Raw genomic sequence first — 20,906 nt, 5'->3', positions numbered from 1 at the left:
CGGAGCACCGGTGACCATGACAAAACAGGGCCACCATCCGTTTCGGGGGATTGTCGCTGACAGGACCGCCGATGGAACCATTCTTTGGGTCCTTTCCAGTACTGGGATCCGGAAGCTTTTTCACGCAGGGGATGGGTTTCATCTGACCCCTGGTCGACGATGACAGCACACCTTTCGCCTCTGGCCCTCCAGCCTGATGCCAGGATTCATGTTCGGGATCGGGAGGAATACCCATACCGAGCCAATACAGGCGTAGGACAAACCCAGTTATCTTGTCCGGAGGACTGCTTCTACTGCACTGCGCCGGAAACTGATTAGTGCACGAGGCTGATGAGCCCATGAAACTGAAGAGAAAGGATCGGTTCATGATCGTGATCGATGGCTTGACACTGGACTTGGCCGACGTCGCCGCAGTAGCCGACGGCGAGGACGTCATCTTGGCTCCGGAAGCTGTGGTCCGAATGGACGAATCGCGGAAGTCTGCGGAAGCTACGGCGCTACAGCGCCCGGTCTATGGCCGATCCACTGGCGTCGGAGCGAACCGCGGGGTTTCCCTGATGGAAGCCGACGGTGGGGACACCCACGGACTAAAACTCCTGCGCAGCCACGCTGTAGACGCCGGCAAGCCGCTTGATCGCAGGACCGTCCGTGCGATGTTGGTTGTCAGGCTCAGCCAACTGGCGGCCGGCGGATCAGGAATCAACCCCGCCATTGCCGATGCGTTGGCGGAACTCATCAATGCCGACGTAGTTCCTGAGGTCCGGGAGTTCGGTGGAATCGGAACTGCGGACCTGCAGGCGCTAGCCGGAACGGCGCTCACGATGTTGGGCGAACGTCCACCTTTGGGCGGGGATGAGGTTCCAGTCAGCCTTGCGGGGTGGGCCACGGCTGATGCCCTGCCCTTCATCAGTTCCAGTGCGCTGACTATTGGTCAAGCGGTCTTGTCCCAACAAAAACTGTCGACGCTCTTGGACAACGCAGCGTCAGTGGCCGCACTCTCCTTCATTGCGATGTCCGGCAATTCCGAAGCTCTGAGCCCGGCCGTAGCGGCAGTGGCGGACACGTCCGCAGTCGCCGATGCAGCACACGCGCTTCATGCAATGGTCGAGGGCAGCGGCCAGCCCGCCCGGATCCAAGATCCCTATTGCTTGAGGACGCTGCCGCAGGTCTTTGGTTCCCAAACAGAGGAACTCGCGGCCTTGGGTGCTCTGCTGAGTCGTCTTGTCACAGCAGGAAATGAGAACCCGCTCGTCCACGGCTCGCCGTCCGACGGCAGCAATGATGTGGCCCACCACGGGCTCTTCCAAATGACCAACCTCGCCCGCCGGGTGGACGCGTTGCAACTGGCTATCGGCGCGGCGTGTGCAACCCACCTGCGGAGGATCGACCTCCTGTGTGACCCCAAATACACGGGCCTGCACCCCTTCTTGGCTGAGGACGGCTCAGGTCAGTCGGGGCTGATGATGCTTGAATATGTGGCCGCTGCCGCCGTCGGCCGGATTCGTGCCAACGCCCAACCGGTTAGCCTGCAGACCGTGGTGCTCTCGCTCGGCGCTGAGGAGGATGCCAGCTTTGCAAGCGTAGCCACAGCGCGGTTGGAGTCGACGGCGGACGCACTCGCTACTGTCGCCGCCGTCGAGCTTGTGTGTGCTTCCCGGGCGCTTCGCCTGCAGGGGCGGCAGCCCGAAGAGTTTGCCAGCAGCCGGCTGCGCTCCATGATGCGGGCGGGTTTCACCTTGCCGTCCGACGTGGGGGACCGCGACCTTCGCGGGGATCTGGAGCAGGCCATCGAGCTCATGAGGGCTTCGCTCTAGAGGGAATCAACCGAAAGACACGAATCCGGCAGCTCAAGGAAAACGGCAGGCAGTCCGAGGACTGCCTGCCGTTTTTTATGTAACAATGCGCGGCCGACAACGCGCGACCGACCAGCGCGTGAGGAACCAACTTGTGATGAGCCGGCGATTAGTGTGCCGGCACCGATTCCTTGGCTGCAGCCTTTGGGTCGGTGAGTTTCTTGTTGGGCAAGGCGAAGCTGATCAGGAACGCGATGAGCATGAGGCCGGCTGCCGTGAGCATGACGATATCGATCGCCTGGGCAAAGCCCTCGGTGATGGGCCTGGTCAGCGTGCTGTTGGCAGAGTGGAGCCAACTGGTGTCGTTCAAGGACTCGTTGTTGGCGCCGTTCTTGAAGAAGTCGAACAGCTTGGCGTTGGCGGGGTCGGATGCCACGGCCGGGTCCTGCATGACCGCTTGGTAGTCCGGGCTGGAAGCAGCGGTCTTCATGCCGTCGGCGATCTTGTCGGCCGCGACGCTGAACAGCATGGAGATGAACACAGCAGTGCCTACTGCGCCACCCATCGAACGGAAGAAGGCGGCCGTGGACGTGCCCACGCCCATGTCCTTGGGCGGAACGGACACCTGCATGGCCAGGGTGAGCGGCTGCATGCAGAATCCCAGTCCCACGCCGAAGAACACGGCGATCAGGCCAGGTACCCACAACCCGGTATCGACGCCGAGCACCAAACCCATGACGGTGGCAGCGCCTGCCAGTATGGCCGTGCCCGTGATCGGGAAGATCCTGTAGACGCCGGACGATGAGATCGTGCGGCCGGCAGAAATGGAACCGAACAGGATGCCGACCGTGAAGGTGATCATCATCAGGCCAGCCTCGGTGGGGGTGAGGCCCTTTACCAACTGCAAGTACATCGGCAGCATGGCGATGGCACCGAACATGCCGATACCAATGATGAAGTTCAGCAGCGATGACAGACCGAACGTCATGTTCTTGAAGAGGCGCAGAGGAATCAACGCGTAGTCACCGGCACGCTTCTCGGCGAGCAGGAACGCCACAATGCCGACGACGCCGAGACCGTAGCAGAGCCAGGACGCACCTGACGCCCAACCCCACACGCGGCCCTGTTCTGCCACGAGCAACAGCGGCACAATGGCCAGGGTAATGGCTGCTGCGCCCCAGTAATCGATCTTCTGCTTTACGTGCCTCGCCGGCAGATGCAGGTACATGAAGACCACTACAAGAGCGGCCAGCCCGATGGGTAGATTGATAAAGAAGACCCAACGCCAGCCTTCGAAACCCAGGATGTTGGCGGAGCCCGCGAAGGCCCCGCCAATCACCGGACCGAGGACGGAAGAAATGCCAAAGACGGACATGAAATAGCCCTGGTACTTGGCCCTGTCCTTCAGAGCCACGATGTCGCCGATGATGGTCAGCGCCAAAGCCAGCAAGCCGCCGGCTCCAAGCCCTTGGATGCCGCGGGCGATGGCAAGCTCCGTCATGGAGTGGACGGATCCCGCGTAAAGAGAGCCCACCAGGAAGATCACGATGGCCACGAGGTAGAGCGGGCGGCGGCCGAAGATGTCGCTCAGCTTGCCATAGAGCGGGGTGCTCACGGTTGAAGTGATGAGGTACGCAGTGGTGGCCCAGGCTTGAAGCGAGAGGCCATCGAGATCGTTCGCGATGGTGTAGATGGACGTGGACACAATGGTCTGGTCCAACGACGACAGGAACATGCCGAGCATGAGTCCCACCATGACGGTGAGTGTCTGACGGTGGGTCAGAACCTCGCCGGCGGCCCGGACGGGCGTGGTTTTGGGCATATCTTCTCCAGAGGTGGCAGAAAAGTGGATTAAGCAGGATAGTTGCTTTCAGTAACTATCTTACTGCCAGGTTGATTCCCGGCGGGAGAATATTTCTTCCACTTTCCCTCTAAGTCGGGCCCCCACCGAAGAGTCAGCGCTCGATCAGGATGCCGTCCGGGTCGCAGAAGATCATCACGCCGGGTTGAATGCGGACGCGATCGATCACCAGCTCTACGTCCACTTCGCCAACTCCCGTCTTGGCGCTCTTCTTCGGGTTGCTCCCAAGGGCTTTGACGCCAAGGGGCAGGCGGGCGATGGCCTCCCGGTCCCTGACGGCTCCATTGATCACCACACCGGACCAGCCGTTGGCCACGGCGCTCGCGGCAATGAGGTCGCCCATGAGTGCCGTCCGCAGAGATGCCTGGCCATCAATGACCAGCACGGCACCCTCACCGGGCGTGTTGAGGACCGTTTTCACCAGCGCATTGTCCTCAAAGCACCGGATAGTGCGGACCGGCCCACTGAAGTGCGTTTGGCCTCCCAGATTGTGGAACTGAACGGCTATGGACTCCAGTTCCTCGCCGCGCTCGTCGTAGAGATCGGCCGTATTTATTTGCTCGCTCACAGTGCTTCTCCTCATTCTCTGTGAGGCCACACTAACGCTCGCCAGGGCGCTAAAGCAGCGCTTGCAGCGGCCTATGTGGATAAAAGACCCGACGGCGGTTCAGTGCCGCTTCGCCGCGCTAGGCTGAATCCAAACATTCAATGAGGGGGAACCTGCCATGAGCTTGTCCGACCTGCCGGGTCCGGTGCCGGACCCTGCAATCGTCCGCGGTGGAAACACCACGGCGCTTGCCGAACCTGTTGCCAAGGTACGGCCGATCTGGGTCACCGGCGTTGTGCTGGTCAACCTGGGCATCAATGCAGCGTTCTTTGGCCCCCTCCAAGTGCTCCTGGGCCTGCAGGCAGCCCATTTTGATGAAGGCCAGAAAGAGGCGATCCTTGCCTTGGTCACTGGCTGTGGAGCGGCCGTTTCCATGGTTGCAAACCCACTCTTCGGGGCGTTCAGCGACCGCACGACGTCCCGGTTTGGTCGCCGTGTTCCTTGGGTCCTGATGGGCGCCATCCTGGGAGCTGTTGCGCTCGTTGCTTTGGCCGGTGCTCCCAACGTTGCAGCCATGACTCTCCTGTGGTGCCTTGTGCAGGCCGGAGCCAACGCAATGTACGCCGCTATCACGGCCGCAGTACCTGACCGCGTCCCGGTTCCACAGCGCGGAACTGTAGGCGGACTCGCCGCCATGGGTCAGACTGTGGGCATCTTGATCGGCGCGGTGATCGCGGCGGTCGTCGTTGGAAACTTTGCCGCCGGGTACTGGCTGTGCGCTGCGGCGTTGCTGGCCGGCGTCGTGCTTTACCTTTTCAAGAATGACGATCAGCAGCTTCCACCAACTGAGCGCCCGCCCTTCAACCTGGCAGACTTCCTCAAGGGTTTCTGGGTCTCGCCCAAACGCTATCCGGATTTCGCGTGGGCTTGGCTGACCCGTTTGCTGGTAAGTACAGGCAACCACATGGTCACCTTGTACTTGTTGTTTTTCCTTAGTGATGCTGTGCGTCTCAAGGAAACTGAGGGTATCGATCCCTCGTTTGGTGTCCTCATTCTTACCGGGCTGTATGCGGTCTCGGTCATTATCACCAGCGTGCTTGGGGGCAGGCTGAGCGACAAGATGGGCAAGCGGAAGCCATTGGTGATCGCGTCGTCGGTCATTATTGCGCTGGCCTCGCTGATCCTCGCCTTCGCACCAACGTGGATCGGCGGGCTTGCCGGTGCGGTGGTGTTGGGGATCGGGTTTGGAGCCTACCTCGCCGTCGACTTCGCCCTCATTACGCAGGTCCTTCCCACGGGGATGGACCGCGGCCGGGACTTGGGCGTTATCAACATTGCCAACTCATTACCGCAGGTGATCGCCCCGTTGATCGCCTCTCCGTTTGTCCTTTACTGGGGCGGCTACGTCTCGCTGTACGTCGCCGCCGCGGTCATTGGGCTCCTGGGAGCGGTGTTCGTGGTGAAGATCAAGAGCGTTGACTAGGCCTAGAAGACCGCGGTGAAGCCACCCCAGCCCCACCCGACGGTGGATTGTCCGTACCATCGGATGTCCGGGCGGCCGCTGTTCAGGTACCCTGCGCCCTTGTTGTAATACATCGTCAGCCGTCCTGCGGTGTCAACGCTGAAGATGTCCACCGTGCCATCGCCATTAAAGTCACCCGCTGAACCCACGAACGGGAAGTCATTGAACCCCCATCCGATATCGGTACGGCTGCCATCCAGCCGGCCGCTCCGGCTGGCTTCATAAAGCCGGAGATAGCCGTAGTTTCGGCTGACAATTCCCAGGTTGTTCGTCCCGCCGAAGTGGCCCACTGTGAAGATCGGATCGCCGTTGACCCAATAGGTGTCAACGCCGTAGGGCTGAAGGAAGCCACCCCTGCCGTTGCCGGGGTAGAGGATGGCTTGGTACCAGCGGTCCACAACAATGAGGTCGTTGCTTCCATCGCCGTTGAAATCACCCGCCGAGGACACGGTCCGGAAATCCTGCCAGCCTTGGCCGATCTGGAAGGCACTCTTCCAGCCGCCGGTTCCGTTGCCCTGGTAGAGGAACAACCGTCCCTGTCCATCGCGGCCAATGACGTCCACTGTGCCGTCACCGTCAAAGTCGCCCGGAGAGAACAGTGTGTTGAAGATATTCCATCCTGTTCCGAGTACTTGGGCTGCACGCCAGTTGCCCCGGCCGTCAGTGGGGTAGAGGAGCAGGCGGCCTGCGGCATCGCGGGCAAAGATGTCCAGGGTGTCGTCGCCGTTGAATCCGCGTGCCCGGGGTTTGGCAGCGATCCTCAGCGGGTAGTCCGCCTGCAGGGTGAGCCGTGACTCGGCGTCGTAGGAGACCGTGACGAAGACGGCGACTACCCTGCCGCGGTCCCCTGGGGTGGCCCGGTAGGTCGAGCCTGTGGCGCCTGGTATGGCTTGACCGTCCCGGGTCCACTTGTAGGTGAACGAAGGCGTGCCACCCTCGGGGATGACGAACGGAGCGTATCCGCCAAGTTCCGCTTTGAGGAGGCCCCCTACGGTGGGGTCGCCAGTCAGTTTTGGCTGCCCCATGTAGACAGTTCGGGCAGCAGCTGGCTGCACCATGAGTTCCTGGCCGGAGTACTGAAGGTACGGCGCTGCATTGGCAGGAGCCGCCACCAGCGCACTGCTCAGGGCGCCCACCAGCAGGGAAGCGGTCAGCAGCCGGCGCGCAGGGTTGGGCGCGGTCCACCGCAGGGCAGTAAGAAGGTCCAAGGATTCCCCCAAGAAGTGACTGGCCGGAGGGCCAGCAGAGATCAATTGAGATGACACTACATTTTCGGCTCTGCCCGGTAAATGGTTCCGTGAAATCGAAGTTATTGTGAAGGAGGGCCTCCCCGAAGAAACCCGGAAGAGGCCCTCAATCAAAAGCCGTGAGGTTGGTCTAGAAGACGGCGTTGAAGCCGCCCCAGCCCCAACCGACCACGGCCGAAGTCTTCCACCCACCGGAGCCGTTGCCGTAGTACATGCGCATCTGGCCGGAGGTGTCGATGCCCCAGACATCGTTGGCGCCGTCGCCGTCGAAGTCTCCTGCACCGCCCAGCTTGGTGATCGCGTTCCAGCCCTGACCGATCACGGCGCTGGTGGTCCATCCGCCATAGCCATTGCCGCCATAGAAACGAAGATTACCTGCAGCGTCGCGGGCCAGGACATCAGGCTTGTGATCACCGTTGAAGTCCCCAGGTGAGAAGACAGACGTCATGCCGCTCCAACCCCAGCCAACTGTTGACGCACCGAGGAAGCCGCCGTACCCGTTGCCGGGGTACAGGACGAGTTCCCCGGAAGACTTGCGGGCCAAGAGGTCGTTGTTGCCATCTCCGCTGAAATCGCCGGCTGGGAAAACAGACGTGAAGATACCCCAGCCCCAGCCGATTTGCTGGCGGGGATACCAGCCACCCTGACCGTCCGAGGGGTAGAGGAAGAGGGAACCTGCTCCGTCGCGGGCAATGACATCATTCTCGCCGTCATTGTTGAAGTCCCCGGCGGAAAACATCAGATTGAAAATGTTCCAACCCGAACCAACCTCATAGGCCTGCTTCCACGTACCGTTGCCACCGGTGGGGAAGAGGCCCAGGCGGCCCCCGGAGTCACGGATGAAAAGGCTCATGGTGTACGGATCCCAGTATTCCGTGCGGTAGGAGCCTGAGGTGTGGGGCCGGTCAATGTCCACGGGTGTTACGTAATTGAAGTCCAGGCCATCCAGAGCCACAGCAGCAGTGCCGGAACCCGGAAGGTTGCCTGGGTTATGGATCAGTGAACCGTCGCGCCAGTAGCCCAACTCCTGGCCGGCGGCGGTGAGGATCTGCAGGTACTGCGCAACATACGTTCCTGGCGGAGTGCCTTGGGCAAAGAACACGTCAAACGAGTAGGTCGAGTCGGCTGCACTGTAGGAGCCCTGGGTCATCTGCGTGTGGAGCTTACCAGTGGCTGTATTGCGGAAGAGCACGTAAACGTCGGTGACAGGCCCCGAGGCCTGGACCGTCACTCTGGATGTTGCTTGTCCTCCGGACGCGATGGAGTCCGGTGTCGTGGAGACGGCTACCGGGACCGGGGCGAAGGTGTCGTCGGCCTGAGCTGCAGGGGCCAAGCCCAGCCCGCCAACCAAAACGATGCAGCTAGTCAGTGCGGCGAGCCAACTGCGCACGCGGCGCATAGGAGTGATCCCCATTGTTCCCCCAAATCAAGCCGGTCCCGGATGGCCGGCGGGTATAAGTGACTTGAGGGTACAACGCCGGAACGACAGTCTGGGAATTTGCTGGCAAATGTTCAACGAAAAGACAAGTCAAACCCTGAAATCAACCGAAATCAGCTTAGAAAACGGCAGTGAGGTAACCCCATCCCGTCCCCGCCTGGCTGGTCTGGCGATAGTAGCTGTTCCAGTCGCTGCCCAGTGCCTCGGTGGTGAACACGCCTTGGTCAGAGACGCTGAAGAAGTAGTTGTAGCGGTCGGAATGATTAAATCCGCCCAATCCACCCAGGTAGATGCTGGATGAGTAGTTTCCTGTCAGCGTCCTCGACGACAACCATCCACCCTTGCCGTTGGGGTAGTAGGCGCTGAGCTTCCCGTCTGTCCCGCGGGCGAGGAAATCGGAGACTCCGTCGCCACTGAAATCGCCGGGAGTGAAGACCTTGTTGAAGGACTGCCATCCCTGTCCAACCTGCGTTGGGGTAAGCCATCCGCCCCTCCCATTGCCGGGGTAGAGGAAGAGGCGCCCCTGAGGGTCACGCGCCAGGACATCGCTGGTCCCGTCACCGTTGAAATCGCTGGCCGGAATGATCTCGCTGAAACCTGCCCAGCCGGTCCCGATGACAGAAGAGCCGTGCCAGCCGCCGGATCCATTTCCGCGGTATAGCCACAGTTGACCGGACTTATCGCGGGCCATCACATCCATTGCGCCGTCGCCGTCGAAGTCACCGGGAGACATCAGCGCAGTGAAGCCGGCCCACCCCCAGCCGATGTCCTTGGTGGCGCTTTTGAACTGGCCATAGGTGTCCCCTCGGAAAAGGGTCAGTGTGCCGTTGGGTTTTCTGGTGATGACATCCGGTTTGGCGTCGCCGTCGAAGTCCCGGAGGAGTGACTGATGCTTGACCATCACATCAGCGCTGCGGAAGAGGCCTACGACGCTGCCGTCGTAGGTGACAACGGCCGTCACACCGAGTTTCTTGCCGGCATCTAAGGGCTGAGGGCTGTAGCTGGCCCCTGTGGCCGAAGGGATGGGATCGGCAATGTTCAGGAGCCATTGGTAGCTGACAGTTGGTTTCGCTCCCGCGGGGAGTCCCTTGATGGTGGAGGGATCAAACACTGCCTTCACGGACCCCCGCACCCCTGGATAGCCGGAGACCACCGGGTCCGCGGCGGCGGCCAGGTAGAACGGCTTGGTCTCGACGGTCTCGGGAAGGTGCCCGGCTGCCAGGGCGGTGAGTTTCAGCGTGAGCCCGGACCCGGTTCCCGCGTACTTGTCCGAAACATCGAACCAGTTGCTGCCGGAGGACTTGAAGACGCCGTCGCGGAACCATTCGTACGTATAGGACGACGGCGGCGCGGACCACGTTCCGTGGTTGACGTCGAAGGCAGGATAGGAGTAGCCCGCTTCTTTCCGGATCCCGAGAGCCGGCAGGGTGATGTTGTCGTTGGGAACAAGGACGTTGGCGGGATTGCTGACCGTGAAGTCCAAGGTTTCCCAGGCAACAGGGAGCACCTCTTCGTAGGTGGAGCCACGGTTGTAGGTGAGCATTCGTTGGCCGTAGGTGATGATCACACTCTGCAGCGTGTGGGTGCCGTTGAAGTAGGTATCGGCTGCCACGGCGGCCGAGGCGGTCGCTGTCAGTGGCCCGGCGGCGGGTGTCCCCGACCAAATGACGCGGTGTTCGGTGACATGGGATTCGTCGGTGTACCGGAACTCGACGCGTTGGGCCCGCTGCGCCAGGGTAAAGGCGATCTTCACGGTGGCCCCCACAGCAACCGTGGGGGTGGATACCCGTTGGGCGGAAACGATCTTCGGAACAGGGTCTTCAGCCGCTGCCGCAGGCTGGAGCGAGGCCGGCGCCAACAGCATCGCAGCCAGGAGGACTCCCAGCAAGGCAGCCAGAGGGCGGAGTTTGGTGGGGCTTAGCCCTGCAACGGTGCGAGTGGTCATGACGTCTTCCCCCGAATGGTGTGAAGTGGTTGTGGGCATGGCTAGAAGACGGAGTTAAACGAGTTCCAGCCCCAGCCGATGGTCGCTTGGCGCTTGAGGGCGATATGGCCCAACCCGTAGAACATGGTGAGCCGTCCATCGGGGTGGATCCCGTACACCTCAGGGACCCCGTCACTGTCAAAATCTCCGGGTGCGCCGATCCGGCTGAAACCTTCCCAGCCATAGCCCGCATAAGCGCCGAAGACGTTGGGCGTCCATGCGTTTTCGTGGAAGTATCCATTTCCGGAGCCGCTATAGGACCGGAGGTTGCCTGAGTTGTCACGGGCGAAGATGGAACGCGACGACGGAGAGATGAAGGCATTAAAATCGCCCCACCCGCCACTGAGTGTGTAAGGAGTCAGGAAGCCACCACGTCCATTTCCGGGATACATCACCATGGTGTTCGAAGCATCCCGGGCAATAAGGTCTGCGGTGCCGTCACCGTTGAAATCGCCCGGTGCCACGATGTCCTTGACCGACCCCCAGCCTTGACCGATCTGGAACGATCGAAGCCAGCCGCCCTGGCCATTGCCCTGGTAGAGGAAGAGTCGTCCGGCACCATCGCGGGCCATGACGTCAACGTTTCCGTCGCCGTCGAAGTCGCCAGGGGAGAAGAGCGAGTTGAACCCGTTCCAGCCTTGGCCGATTTTTTGGGCGGGCAACCAGCCGCCGCTGCCGTTGCTGGGGTACAGCCACAGGTTACCGCCGGTATCCCGGGCGAAAATGTCCCCCGTGCCGTCTGCGTTGAAGCCCTTGCCGCGGGTCTTGTTTGCCAACGGTCCCACAAGGTCAACAACCTCGGTAATGGCCGAGCCTGCATCGAAGCGGGCTGTTACCCCTGCAGTGATGATGATTCCCTTGTCCGCCAGGGTGGTCCGGTAGTCCCGGGAGGTGGCGCCTGGAATAGGAGTGCCGTTGCGTTTCCAGACGTAGGTGTAGCTGGCCTGGCCGCCCTCGGGGTCGACGCCGGCGGCACCATGCTCCAAATGGAGGACGCCGCCCACTGACGCGTCACCGGTGATGCGCAGGTTGCTGACCCAGACCCGGCGGGGCATCGGCCCGAATGCCAACGTTGAGACGCTGGCGGGGAGGTATCCGGCAGCCCGCGCGGTCATCTTGACCCAGATCATGTTTGCGGGATCGTCGTACATGTTGGACTGGTAGGTGTCCTTGGTGGCGTAGTCGATGGGAGTGCCGTTCCGGTACCACTGGATTTCCGAGAATGACGGTTCTACGGGCCATGTTCCACGCTGGATACTGAGGATCGTATTGGGAACCAGATCCCCCGCAACTCTCGGCGCCACGGAAGGACTCAGCTTGGGCAGCACCTTTGCAGGGTTGCTCACCACGAAATCGCCGGTAGCAAGTTTTACCCGCACGGCGGTACCCAAGGGAACAGGTGATGTCCGCTCCAGCGTGCCATCGCGAAGGTAGGAGTCCTTGGCCAGCCCATCGAAGTACGTGACCTCGACGCGCTCCAGGGTGTACCCGCCGGAAGCTTGGGCGGCAGTGACCGCACCCGTTGCCGTGACGGTTTGGGGCCCAGGCGCAGGGGTGCCAGTCCACGCCAGCTCGAAGGTGGTGACCTCGGAAGCGTCGCGGTAGATCAGCCGGACTGACTGGGCAAGCTGGGAGAGCTTGACCTGGACTCCGGCGGTCTGCCCGGGAGCGAAGGTGGCTTTGGCCGGCACAAGCGACGTAGGGACAGGCGCAACGTAGGGCAGCATCGGGTTCTTGATCTTGAAGTCTTGCGCCGCGGGATCGCCAAATGGCGAAGTGCCCGTGCCGGGCGGGTAGACGCCACCGCCTCGGTAGTACACCTGTGAGGCGCCCACAGTGGTGATCACCTGGACGTAGCTGACCTCGATCGTGCCGTTCGGCCACGAGGACGGGGAAGCAACGCCGGCCACAGTCCCGGCCTTGGCTCCGGCGGAGGTCCAGGCCAGAATGTGCGTTCCCGCAGCACTCCGCAGCCCAACCTCAACACGCTTGACCGCAGCGGAGGTGGTGAAGGAAAAGCTGACTGGAGCGCCGGCGTCGACCGTTGCAGGGGATGTCCGCGCAAAAGTAGAGAGGACCGGTGTAGCAGCCACGGCGGGTGAAATGGGGGTCAAGACGACGAATGCCAACGTAAAAGCCAGCGCCATGAGGAGCGCTCGAACAGCGGTGGACGCAGCGCGAAAGCGCAGAGCAGAATGAGACCCCAAGATTCCCCCAAAAGGTGCAGACCAGAGCGGCCTGTCGAGGCCAATTGAGATGAGAATACAGCCCGGCCTCACCAGGTACAGCTATTGGGATTGGATTATCGTTATTCGCTCAAATGTGTCGTGCGTCAAAGCCCAAACTCAACCAAAACCGGCTTAGAACACCGCCGTGAATCCGCCCCATCCCCAGCCAACAACGCCAGCGCCCTTCCAGCCGCCGCTGCCACTGCCGTAATACATGTTCAGCTGCCCGGCGGAGTCGATGGCCCAGACATCGTTGAAGCCGTCGCCGTTGAAGTCTCCTGCGCCGCCGATAAGCGAAATGACATTCCAGCCGGTGCCGATGGACCGTGCAGTGGTCCAGCCGCCGCTGCCGTTGCCGCCGTAGAGGCGGAGGTTTCCGGCATTGTCGCGGCCCATGACGTCGGGGTTGCCGTCGCCGTCGAAATCGCCGGGGGAGAAGACTTGGCTGAGGGCATCCCAGCCCTGGCCGACTGCGCCCGGCGAGCGGAAACCGCCCACGCCGTTCCCGGGGTAGAGGACCAGAGCTCCGGCAGGGGTCCGGGCCAGGAGGTCGTTGGCGCCGTCCCCTGAGAAGTCGCCGGAAGCAATGACGGAGTCAAAGACGTCCCAACCCCAGCCGACTTCCTTACGCGGCAGCCAGCCGCCTGTCCCGTTGCCGGGGTAGAGGAACAGGGTGCCGGCCTCGTCGCGTGCCAGGACGTCGTTGAACCCGTCGCCGTTGAAGTCGCCGGCGTTGAACACGAGGTCGAAAACATCCCAGCCATACCCGATGGTCTTCGCCCCTTGCCATCGTCCGGCGCCATCTGTTGGGTAGAGGAGAAGGTTCGCCGCGGCGTTCCGGGCGAACAGATCCAAGGAGGTACCGGCGTCGAACCCTGCTGTGTGGGCCTTGTTCCGCACTACGGTGCGGCTGTACACCGTGAACGGGCGCGTGGCCGTGGGCGGATTGCCGGCCTGGACTACCGCGCGGAAGCCGACGACGGCGCCACGGTCGGCAGCGGTCAGCGTGTAGGTTTTGGCGGTGGCTCCGTTGATCGGGGTACCGTTCCGCACCCATTCGTACTTGACGCTGACGGCGCCGCCGGCTGTCCCGGTGGAGACGCTGCCTTCGTTGAAGACACCCGTGAGTTTTTCTCCAACGGTCAGCTTGCCTTGGAGCGCAGGGGCGGTTGCGGTGATGGGGGAGGTGGGGGTGAGCGGCAGGGAGGATGCCGACACAGCCCGGTATCCTGCCCGGGTGGCCGTGACGCGGACGGACAGGGTCTGGTCCAGGTCGGCTTCGGCCACCCGGTAGCTGTTGACGGTAGCGCCGGCGATGGGTTGGCCGTTCCGCAGCCACTGGTAGGCGAAGCCGGTGGGCGGGTAGGTCCAGGTGCCGTTGTCAGTGGTCAAAACTTGGTCGTAGCGGGCCACTCCGGACACGACTGGTGTTTTGGTATTGGGGTTGTCGATGAGGGGGAAATTGGGGTTGTTGACGGCGAAGTCGACGCCGTCCAGGGCGCCGGGCCGCTGCGTCGGCGCTTCGAGACCTTGGCTCAGGAAGAGGATGTTGCCGTCACGGCTGTAGCGCACGGATCCTTGGCCCGCAGGAAGCACAATGTTGACGCTGAGGAGTTTGTACCGGCCCGTGCGTTTGAACGCGCTTCCGTTGACAGGCACCTTGGCCTGCGCACTGTAGGGTCCCGGAGCTGCGCTGGTGGGTCCGTAGAGAATGGCCTGCTCCAGCGTGTCCTCGTTGACGTACGCGAATCCCACTTCCTGGGCCGGCCCGCTTAGGGTGAAGGAGAGGGAGATGGTATTGCCGGGGACCACGGTGGCGGGTGAAGTCCGCGTCACCACAGTAGGCAGCGGCGCAGGGCCTGCTGCTTTGGCGCCGGGCGGCGGAACCGCGATGGCGAGGGCGACGCACAGGAGAATGGCCAGAAGGAGATGTAAACCCGGCCGCAGCGGACGTCGGGAAGTCAGGGCGGAAGAATGCAATGTCATGGAATCCCCCAAGTCTTAGAAGACTGCGTTGAAACCGCCCCAGCCCCAACCGATGGCACCGGCGCCGTTCCAGCCGCCGTCGCCGTCGCCGTAGTAGGCGAGCAGTTGGCCGGAGCCGTCCACCGCGTAGACGTCCACGTTGCCGTTGCCGTCAATGTCGCCGGCCGCGCCAATGGTAGGCATGCCGCCCCAGCCTTGGCCGACCACCGACATGCCGGCCCAGCCGCCCGCCCCGTTGCCCTTATACAGGCGCAAGGCTCCTGCGGCGTCGCGTGCCAGGATGTCCACGTTGTGATCGCCGTTGAAGTCGCCGGGGGTGATGATTTTGTTGACCACGTTCCATCCGCTGCCCACCACGGAGCGGGTGAGCCAGCCGCCGTTTCCGTTGCCAGGGTAGAGGTAGAGGAGGCCGCCGGCGTCGCGGGCCAGCAGGTCGTTGGTGCCGTCGCCGTTGAAGTCGCCGGGGGAAACGATCGAGTTGAAGGCGTTCCAGCCGCTGCCTACCTGGCGCCCGGCGAGGAAGCCGCCGTTGCCCGTTCCCGCGTAAAGGAAGAGGTTGCCGGCCGAATCCTTGGCCAAGATGTCGTTGGCGCCATCGCCGTTGAAATCGCCGGGGGACACCACAGTTCCGAAACCGTTCCAGCCCGGTCCCACTGTCCTGGCGGATTCCCAGGCGTTGTTGACGCGGGGATACATCATGAGGGTGCCGTCGGCGCGGCGGGCGAGCATCTCATATGCGCCGCGCCCGGTGAAGCCGTTCGCCCTGTTGGAGGCGGAGATCGGGGCGGTCTCTTCGCTGGAGACTTCCAGTGGCTCGCACCCGTTCTGACTGGCCACGACATGGGCTGCGATGGTCTTGCCGCGATCGGATTCATCGAGCGTGTAAGTCCACCATGCCCAGTGGTCCTGGGCCCGAACTCCGTCGCGGGTCCAGTAAATGCCGTAGTCCGGGCCGGCCGCGGCGCCGCAGCCTCGGTAGGAAGCAGGATCGATCTCAAGCGTGAGTGTTGAGCCAACAAACGGTGCACCATGAATCACGGGATTCGAGGGATCCATGGTTGCCATGGCGGGTGCCGGCGCGAAGGCGAGTGCGGCGACGACCGCCGCTGCAATGCCAGCCACCACCCGGCGCACACCTGACGTAGGGCGCGTTGGTGCGTTCATGATGTCCTCCCCAGACTTTATGGGGCTAATTCTACCGCGCGGGGGTTTTCTCTAGAAGATCGCTGAGAATCCGTTCCAACCATGACCGGCGATCTCAGACCCGCGCCAGCCGGTGCGCCCGTTGCCGTAGTAGATCACCAACCGACCCTGCTGATCGACGCCATAGACATCGTTGAAGCCGTCATTGTCGAAGTCCCCGGCGGCACCCGCTGCTTTCAGCGCGTTCCAGCCGACCCCGATCAACCATGACCTCGTCCATCCGCCGGCACCGTTGCCGCCGTAGAAATAGAGATAGCCGCCGCGGTCCCGTGCCAGCACATCCACGTTGCCGTCGCCGTTGAAGTCCCCCGGCGTCAGCAGCGCATCCATCATCTGCCAGCCCTGCCCGACGGCGGTCCTCGCCAACCAGCCTCCGGAACCATTGCCCGGGTACAGGTAGAGGGCGCCACCTGGTTCGCGGGCCAGGACGTCGTTGTGGCCATCGCCGTTGAAGTCTCCGGGGCTCACAATCGTGTCGAAGACGTTCCAGCCCTTGCCAATGGTCTGTGCCGGTTTCCAGCCACCGGTTCCGTCGCCGGCATAGAGGTACAGGGTTCCGGCGGCGTCCCTGGCGATCACATCGCCCTTGCCGTCGCCGTTGAAGTCGCCCGGCGAGAAGGTCAGGTTGAAGATGTTCCAACCCCAGCCCACTGTCCGGGCCGCTTCCCACACGGTTCCCTTGCGGCCGTAGAGCTGCAACGCGCCGTCGGTGCCGCGGGCCAGCAACTCGTAACTCCTGCCCGTGAACCCGGCCGCCCGGTTGGCGGCGCCCACGGGTTTGGTTTCGTCGCTGTGCAGGGATTCGCCGCTGCATGCCGTCTTGCTGGCGGTGGCATGGGCGGCCATCCGCGCCCCGGTGTCGTCGGGCTGCAGTGCGTAAGTACGGGCGGTCTCGCCGGCCACCAGGAATCCGTCCCTGGTCCAGTAGATGGTGAAGTCCGGTCCCTTGCCGCCGCCGCAGCCGTAGAACGTGTACGGGCCGATGTCTACGGTGAGCTTGCCGCCGACGAACGCCTCTCCACTGAGGACGGGATCGGGTCCGCTGCTTTGGGCGGCCGACGCCGGGAGCGGACTCAGTGCCATGGCCGCCACAGCGGCGGTCAGCAGCGCCGCTGCCATCCGGCGTCGAAATATCCCCAAGTGCGTTCCTCCCGTGATCCAGACCTGCCTGCAGTGTATGTGCGCGGAGCTCCAATGGCAGGGAGCGGCGTGCGCGCTTTCTTGTCTGGTGAGCTCTCAGGAAACGGTCATTTAGCTCCCGTATCATTGATGCGATCGGCCAGCCGCGGGTCTTTGACCCCAGCCGGCCGCTTCCTTGTCAGCCTGCCAAGAGATCGCCGGAAATGCCCGCCTCAAACTCACTGGAACCGTATTCCCTTGACCTGACCACGGGGTTGCCCCGCATGGCTGCCGCGCCCACCACCCCGCGGCAGCAGCTGCGCTATGCCCGCATCCTGAAGACGGCTGAGGGTTTTGCCCAGAGGCAGTTCGATACGTTGAGCCTTTCGGATGTCGCGGCCAGGGCTGATATCCCGCTCGGCACGCTGTACCGCTACTTTCCCTCCACAGCCCACCTGATGCTGGCCGTGTACAGGCAGCAGCTGCGGGAGCTCCGGGACGGCGTCCGTCGCCGCGAAGGTAAAGGGCACGCGCTCGCGGGGTTGATGATGGAAATCTTCCATCTGAGGGTCATGCAGCCGGGGGTGGAGCACTGCCTGATCCGTCCTGCAGGCAAAGACGACGACACCGCACAGTTGCTGCGCGAGATCGATGCGTTGTCCGAGGAAGTGGTGGGTTCGCTCAGCAAGGACACCGGGAAGGATTCCGTGCGTGCCAGAATCCTGCTTCACCTCGTCAGTGGTCTTGTCCAAGCCGTTCGATGCCGACGGTTGTCCCTGTTTGAGGCTGAAAAAGATCTGAAGAAAGCCTGCTCACTGCTGACCGGAGAATGACGGAATATGCCCTCTGGTCTAGACCAGCAAGGCTTCTGAACGCGCTTTTTCGCATGACCTGGATCACAATAAGAGCTGGTTGAACGTTTTACTCTCGAATCGTCTCTCTTGGTATTGAATCTTGTACCCCCGCAGGCTCCTTAGGCTGGAAACACCGAAGCGGCTAGCAGCCCCCTATCTGCAGAAGCAACGCCGGACCAGCCATCCTTGGTCCGCTACAGCAGTTCTGTTCCTGCCCGAACCATGCCGTGGGTCCACGGCTAGCCTGAGGAGACAAAGACGTGTCCATTGAGACAATTGCTACAGACAAAGACGCCCTGGTACTGACCGAAGAAGAGATCTTCGCAGCCCACGAAGGCGGCAAGCTGACCATTTCCAGCACCGTGCCGCTGAACAACAAGCGCGATCTTTCCATCGCCTACACCCCCGGAGTTGCGCAGGTCAGCCGCGCAATCCACGCAAACCCCGAGCTCGCCCGCACCCACACCTGGGCCGAGCGCCTGGTTGTTGTGGTCAGCGACGGCACCGCGGTCCTTGGCCTCGGCAACATCGGTCCCAGCGCCTCCCTGCCGGTGATGGAAGGCAAGTCCGCCCTGTTCAAGTCCTTCGGGGACCTCGACTCCATCCCGCTGGTCCTCAACACCACCAACGTGGACGAGATCATTGAGACCCTGGTCCGCCTGCGCCCCAGCTTCGGCGCCGTGAACCTCGAAGACATCTCGGCTCCGCGCTGCTTCGAACTCGAAGAGCGCCTCATTGAGGCCCTCGACTGCCCGGTCATGCACGACGACCAGCACGGCACCGCCGTCGTGGTTCTTGCAGCCCTGACCAACGCCGCAAAGGTGACCCAGCGGGAACTGGCCGGGCTTAAGGTTGTTGTTTCCGGTGCAGGCGCCGCTGGTATCGCCATTGCCGAAATTCTTCTTGCTGTTGGCATCAAGGACGTCATCCTGCTCGACTCCAAGGGCGTGGTCAACGCTGACCGTGCCGATCTTGTGGCAGACCCCGGCAGCGTCAAGGCCCGCATGGCCCAGCGCACCAACCCCCGCGGCGTCACCGGTGGCCCGGGCGAGGGACTGACGGGTGCAGACGTCTTTGTGGGCGTCTCCTCCTCCAAGCTGGACGAAGAGCACTTGAAGCTCATGAACGATCAGTCGATCGTGTTCGCCCTGTCCAACCCGGACCCTGAAGTTCTCCCGGAGGTTGCCCAGAAGTACGCGGCCGTTGTTGCCACCGGCCGCAGCGACTTCCCGAACCAGATCAACAACGTGCTGGCCTTCCCCGGCATCTTCCGTGGCGCACTGGATGCCAAGGCGCGCCGCATCACGCCCGCCATGAAGATCGCTGCTGCCAACGCCATCGCTGAGCTGGCCGCTGAAGACCTCTCCGCCGACTACATCGTGCCGAGCCCGCTGGATGCCCGCGTGGCACCGGCCGTTACCGCGGCAGTTGCTGCCGCCGTGACTGAGTAGCGGTTACCTACGCAAGACCGACGACGGCGACGCCTCCCGTGCTGGGGAGCGTCGCCGTCGTTCTTGGTTAAGCCGTCGTCCTTGGTTTAGAGGCACCGCGGTGTCACCTCAGTGCCGCCATCGCGCGCTGAAGGGGCCATAAGTGACCCCGCGCTGCTGTGCATAGACTGAGGGACATGAACGCCGAACTGATCGTGACCATCCTGTGCGGCCTGGCCATTGCGGTAGGCGTGGCCGGAACCATCATTCCTGTACTTCCCGGCAGTATTCTCATCGGCGCGAGCCTGCTGGCCTGGGCTATCTGGGGAGGCGCCGGTCCGCTCGGCTGGGTGATCTTCGCCGTCGGCATGGTGTTTGTGGTGGCCGGCATGGCAGCCAGTGCGGTGCTCACCGGACGAAAGCTGAAGCAACACGGCATTCCCAACCGGTCGGTGCTGATCGGCGTGGTGCTGGGTGTGGTGGGGATGTTCGTCATTCCCGTGGTGGGGCTCTTTGTGGGGTTCGCCGTCGGGCTGCTTCTCAGCGAAGTCCAGCGGACGCGGGACTTCCGCACGGCTGTCCGTTCCAGCGGCGCCGCGCTCAAGGCAACGGGCATCGGGATCCTGGTGGAGTTCGGGCTGGCGTGTGCCGCGGCGAGCACATGGATCATCGGCGTCTGGATCAACGCCGTCAACGGATAACCCCTTAAACGCCAATTCGATGGCTCCCTGCATACCGCCGTTCGCAACAGCGTCTGCGCAGGGAACCATCGAAAGGGGTGATTGCAAAGCCCTACTTCAGCACGATTGTCCTGTTCCCATTCAGAATGATCCGCCCCTCGCAGTGCCAGCGAACGGCGTTGCTGAGGGCTTTGCATTCGGTGTCCCGGCCGGCGGCTACAAGATCGTCCGGCCCGAACGTGTGGTCCACCTCCACTACCTGCTGGGCGATGATGGGACCTTCATCCAACTCGCCATTCACGTAGTGGGCGGTGGCGCCCACAGTTTTCACACCACGTGCGTAAGCCTGGTGATAGGGCTTGGCACCCTTGAAGCTGGGCAGGAACGAGTGGTGGATGTTGATCGCGCGCCCATCGAGCTTGCGGGCCAGATCATCGCTGAGCACCTGCATGTAGCGGGCCAGGACAATGAGTTCCACGTCCAGTTCGTCGATGATTTCCAGCAAGCGACCCTCGGCTGCGGGCTTGGTGGCCGCCGTGACCGGAACGTGGAAAAACGGGATCCCGTGCCACTCCGCCAACCCCTGGTGGTCGGTGTGGTTGGACACAACGCCCACCACGTCGATGGGCAGTTCACCGATCCGTGCTCGGAACAGGAGGTCGTTCAGGCAGTGCCCAAACTTGGACACCATGATCAGCACGCGTCGCTTGTACCCTTGGGGCTGCAGTTCCCAGTTCATGCTGTACTTATCACCCACCGGCGCGAAAGCCCCCCGCAAGGCATCAACGGTGGAGGCATCGCCGTCGGACGCGAAATGCACGCGCATGAAGAAGTGGCCCTCGGCGCGGTCTCCGAACTGCTTGTTGTCGATGATGTCGCAACCGTGGTCCAGCAGGAAGCCGGACACCGCGTGCACGATGCCCGGACCTTCGGGGCAGTCGAGGGTGAGGACGTGTTCCACGGTCGTCTCCGGGGAGGAAACGGCAGCAGTTTCAGTTTGGATGGCAGTCATGG

At 62.7% G+C, this 20,906-nt stretch carries 15 protein-coding genes; 5 read left to right on the top strand and 10 right to left on the bottom strand.

Annotated elements, in window-relative coordinates; translation table 11 throughout:
* Positions 1-365: 365 nt before the first annotated feature.
* Complete coding sequence (locus tag CGK93_RS21370) at positions 366-1,814, top strand: aromatic amino acid lyase (protein ID WP_089597684.1); 1,449 nt, start codon at positions 366-368, stop codon at positions 1,812-1,814.
* Positions 1,815-1,962: 148 nt separating this feature from the next.
* Here CGK93_RS21370 and CGK93_RS21365 read toward each other — a convergent pair whose 3' ends face one another.
* Together CGK93_RS21365 and rraA are read right to left on the bottom strand one after the other, a co-directional pair.
* Positions 1,963-3,615 carry an MDR family MFS transporter gene (locus CGK93_RS21365; RefSeq protein ID WP_089596543.1) on the bottom strand — a complete coding sequence of 551 codons (1,653 nt, stop codon included), beginning with the start codon at positions 3,613-3,615 and terminating at the stop codon, positions 1,963-1,965.
* A gap of 133 nt (positions 3,616-3,748) precedes the next feature.
* Positions 3,749-4,222 carry a ribonuclease E activity regulator RraA gene (gene rraA / locus CGK93_RS21360; protein ID WP_089596542.1) on the bottom strand — a complete coding sequence of 158 codons (474 nt, stop codon included), beginning with the start codon at positions 4,220-4,222 and terminating at the stop codon, positions 3,749-3,751.
* A gap of 157 nt (positions 4,223-4,379) precedes the next feature.
* Here rraA and CGK93_RS21355 point away from each other — a divergent pair, with 157 nt between their 5' ends.
* On the top strand, positions 4,380-5,684 hold the full coding sequence (locus CGK93_RS21355) for an MFS transporter (protein WP_089596541.1): 1,305 nt from the start codon (positions 4,380-4,382) through the stop codon (positions 5,682-5,684).
* 2 nt (positions 5,685-5,686) lie between these two features.
* Here the strand turns inward: CGK93_RS21355 and CGK93_RS21350 are convergent, their stop codons facing one another.
* The 7 genes from CGK93_RS21350 to CGK93_RS21325 form a co-directional block, all read right to left on the bottom strand.
* Complete coding sequence (locus CGK93_RS21350; protein WP_157731931.1) at positions 5,687-6,931, bottom strand: FG-GAP-like repeat-containing protein; 1,245 nt, start codon at positions 6,929-6,931, stop codon at positions 5,687-5,689.
* Between the two features lie 169 nt (positions 6,932-7,100).
* The gene (locus CGK93_RS23695; protein ID WP_157731929.1) at positions 7,101-8,384 is read right to left on the bottom strand and encodes an FG-GAP repeat domain-containing protein; all 1,284 of its coding nucleotides are present in this window, start codon (positions 8,382-8,384) and stop codon (positions 7,101-7,103) included.
* A 142-nt stretch (positions 8,385-8,526) separates the two neighbouring features.
* Positions 8,527-10,353, bottom strand: coding sequence for an FG-GAP repeat domain-containing protein (locus CGK93_RS21345; RefSeq protein ID WP_157731927.1), 1,827 nt, complete (start codon positions 10,351-10,353; stop codon positions 8,527-8,529).
* A 41-nt stretch (positions 10,354-10,394) separates the two neighbouring features.
* Positions 10,395-12,539 (bottom strand): FG-GAP-like repeat-containing protein, encoded by a 2,145-nt coding sequence (locus tag CGK93_RS21340; RefSeq protein WP_089596538.1) that lies wholly within the window; start codon positions 12,537-12,539, stop codon positions 10,395-10,397.
* 213 nt (positions 12,540-12,752) lie between these two features.
* Entirely contained in the window at positions 12,753-14,606 is a 1,854-nt protein-coding gene (locus tag CGK93_RS21335) for an FG-GAP-like repeat-containing protein (protein ID WP_089596537.1), read from the bottom strand.
* A gap of 15 nt (positions 14,607-14,621) precedes the next feature.
* On the bottom strand, positions 14,622-15,770 hold the full coding sequence (locus CGK93_RS21330) for an FG-GAP repeat domain-containing protein (protein WP_089596536.1): 1,149 nt from the start codon (positions 15,768-15,770) through the stop codon (positions 14,622-14,624).
* A 51-nt stretch (positions 15,771-15,821) separates the two neighbouring features.
* Positions 15,822-16,949 (bottom strand): FG-GAP repeat domain-containing protein, encoded by a 1,128-nt coding sequence (locus CGK93_RS21325; protein ID WP_232481449.1) that lies wholly within the window; start codon positions 16,947-16,949, stop codon positions 15,822-15,824.
* Positions 16,950-17,152: 203 nt separating this feature from the next.
* On the opposite strand from CGK93_RS21325, the gene CGK93_RS21320 reads away from it, so the two are divergent.
* The 3 genes from CGK93_RS21320 to CGK93_RS21310 all read left to right on the top strand — a co-directional run bounded on the left by CGK93_RS21320 (position 17,153) and on the right by CGK93_RS21310 (position 19,913).
* Positions 17,153-17,761: a TetR/AcrR family transcriptional regulator gene (locus CGK93_RS21320; protein ID WP_089596534.1), complete on the top strand. Its 609-nt coding sequence runs from the start codon at positions 17,153-17,155 to the stop codon at positions 17,759-17,761.
* Between the two features lie 281 nt (positions 17,762-18,042).
* Positions 18,043-19,233, top strand: a complete 1,191-nt coding sequence (locus tag CGK93_RS21315; protein WP_089596533.1) for an NAD(P)-dependent malic enzyme — start codon at positions 18,043-18,045, stop codon at positions 19,231-19,233.
* 176 nt (positions 19,234-19,409) lie between these two features.
* Positions 19,410-19,913 (top strand): DUF456 domain-containing protein, encoded by a 504-nt coding sequence (locus tag CGK93_RS21310; RefSeq protein WP_014923055.1) that lies wholly within the window; start codon positions 19,410-19,412, stop codon positions 19,911-19,913.
* A 91-nt stretch (positions 19,914-20,004) separates the two neighbouring features.
* On the opposite strand, the gene purU is transcribed toward CGK93_RS21310, so the two are convergent.
* The gene (gene purU / locus CGK93_RS21305; RefSeq protein ID WP_089596532.1) at positions 20,005-20,904 is read right to left on the bottom strand and encodes a formyltetrahydrofolate deformylase; all 900 of its coding nucleotides are present in this window, start codon (positions 20,902-20,904) and stop codon (positions 20,005-20,007) included.
* Between the last annotated feature and the right edge of the window lie 2 nt (positions 20,905-20,906).

Source organism: Arthrobacter sp. YN, assembly GCF_002224285.1.
Taxonomy (GTDB): Bacteria; Actinomycetota; Actinomycetes; order Actinomycetales; family Micrococcaceae; genus Arthrobacter.
The sequence above is the reverse complement of the archived record's forward strand: the minus strand, read 5'-3'. Positions and strand labels throughout refer to the sequence as shown.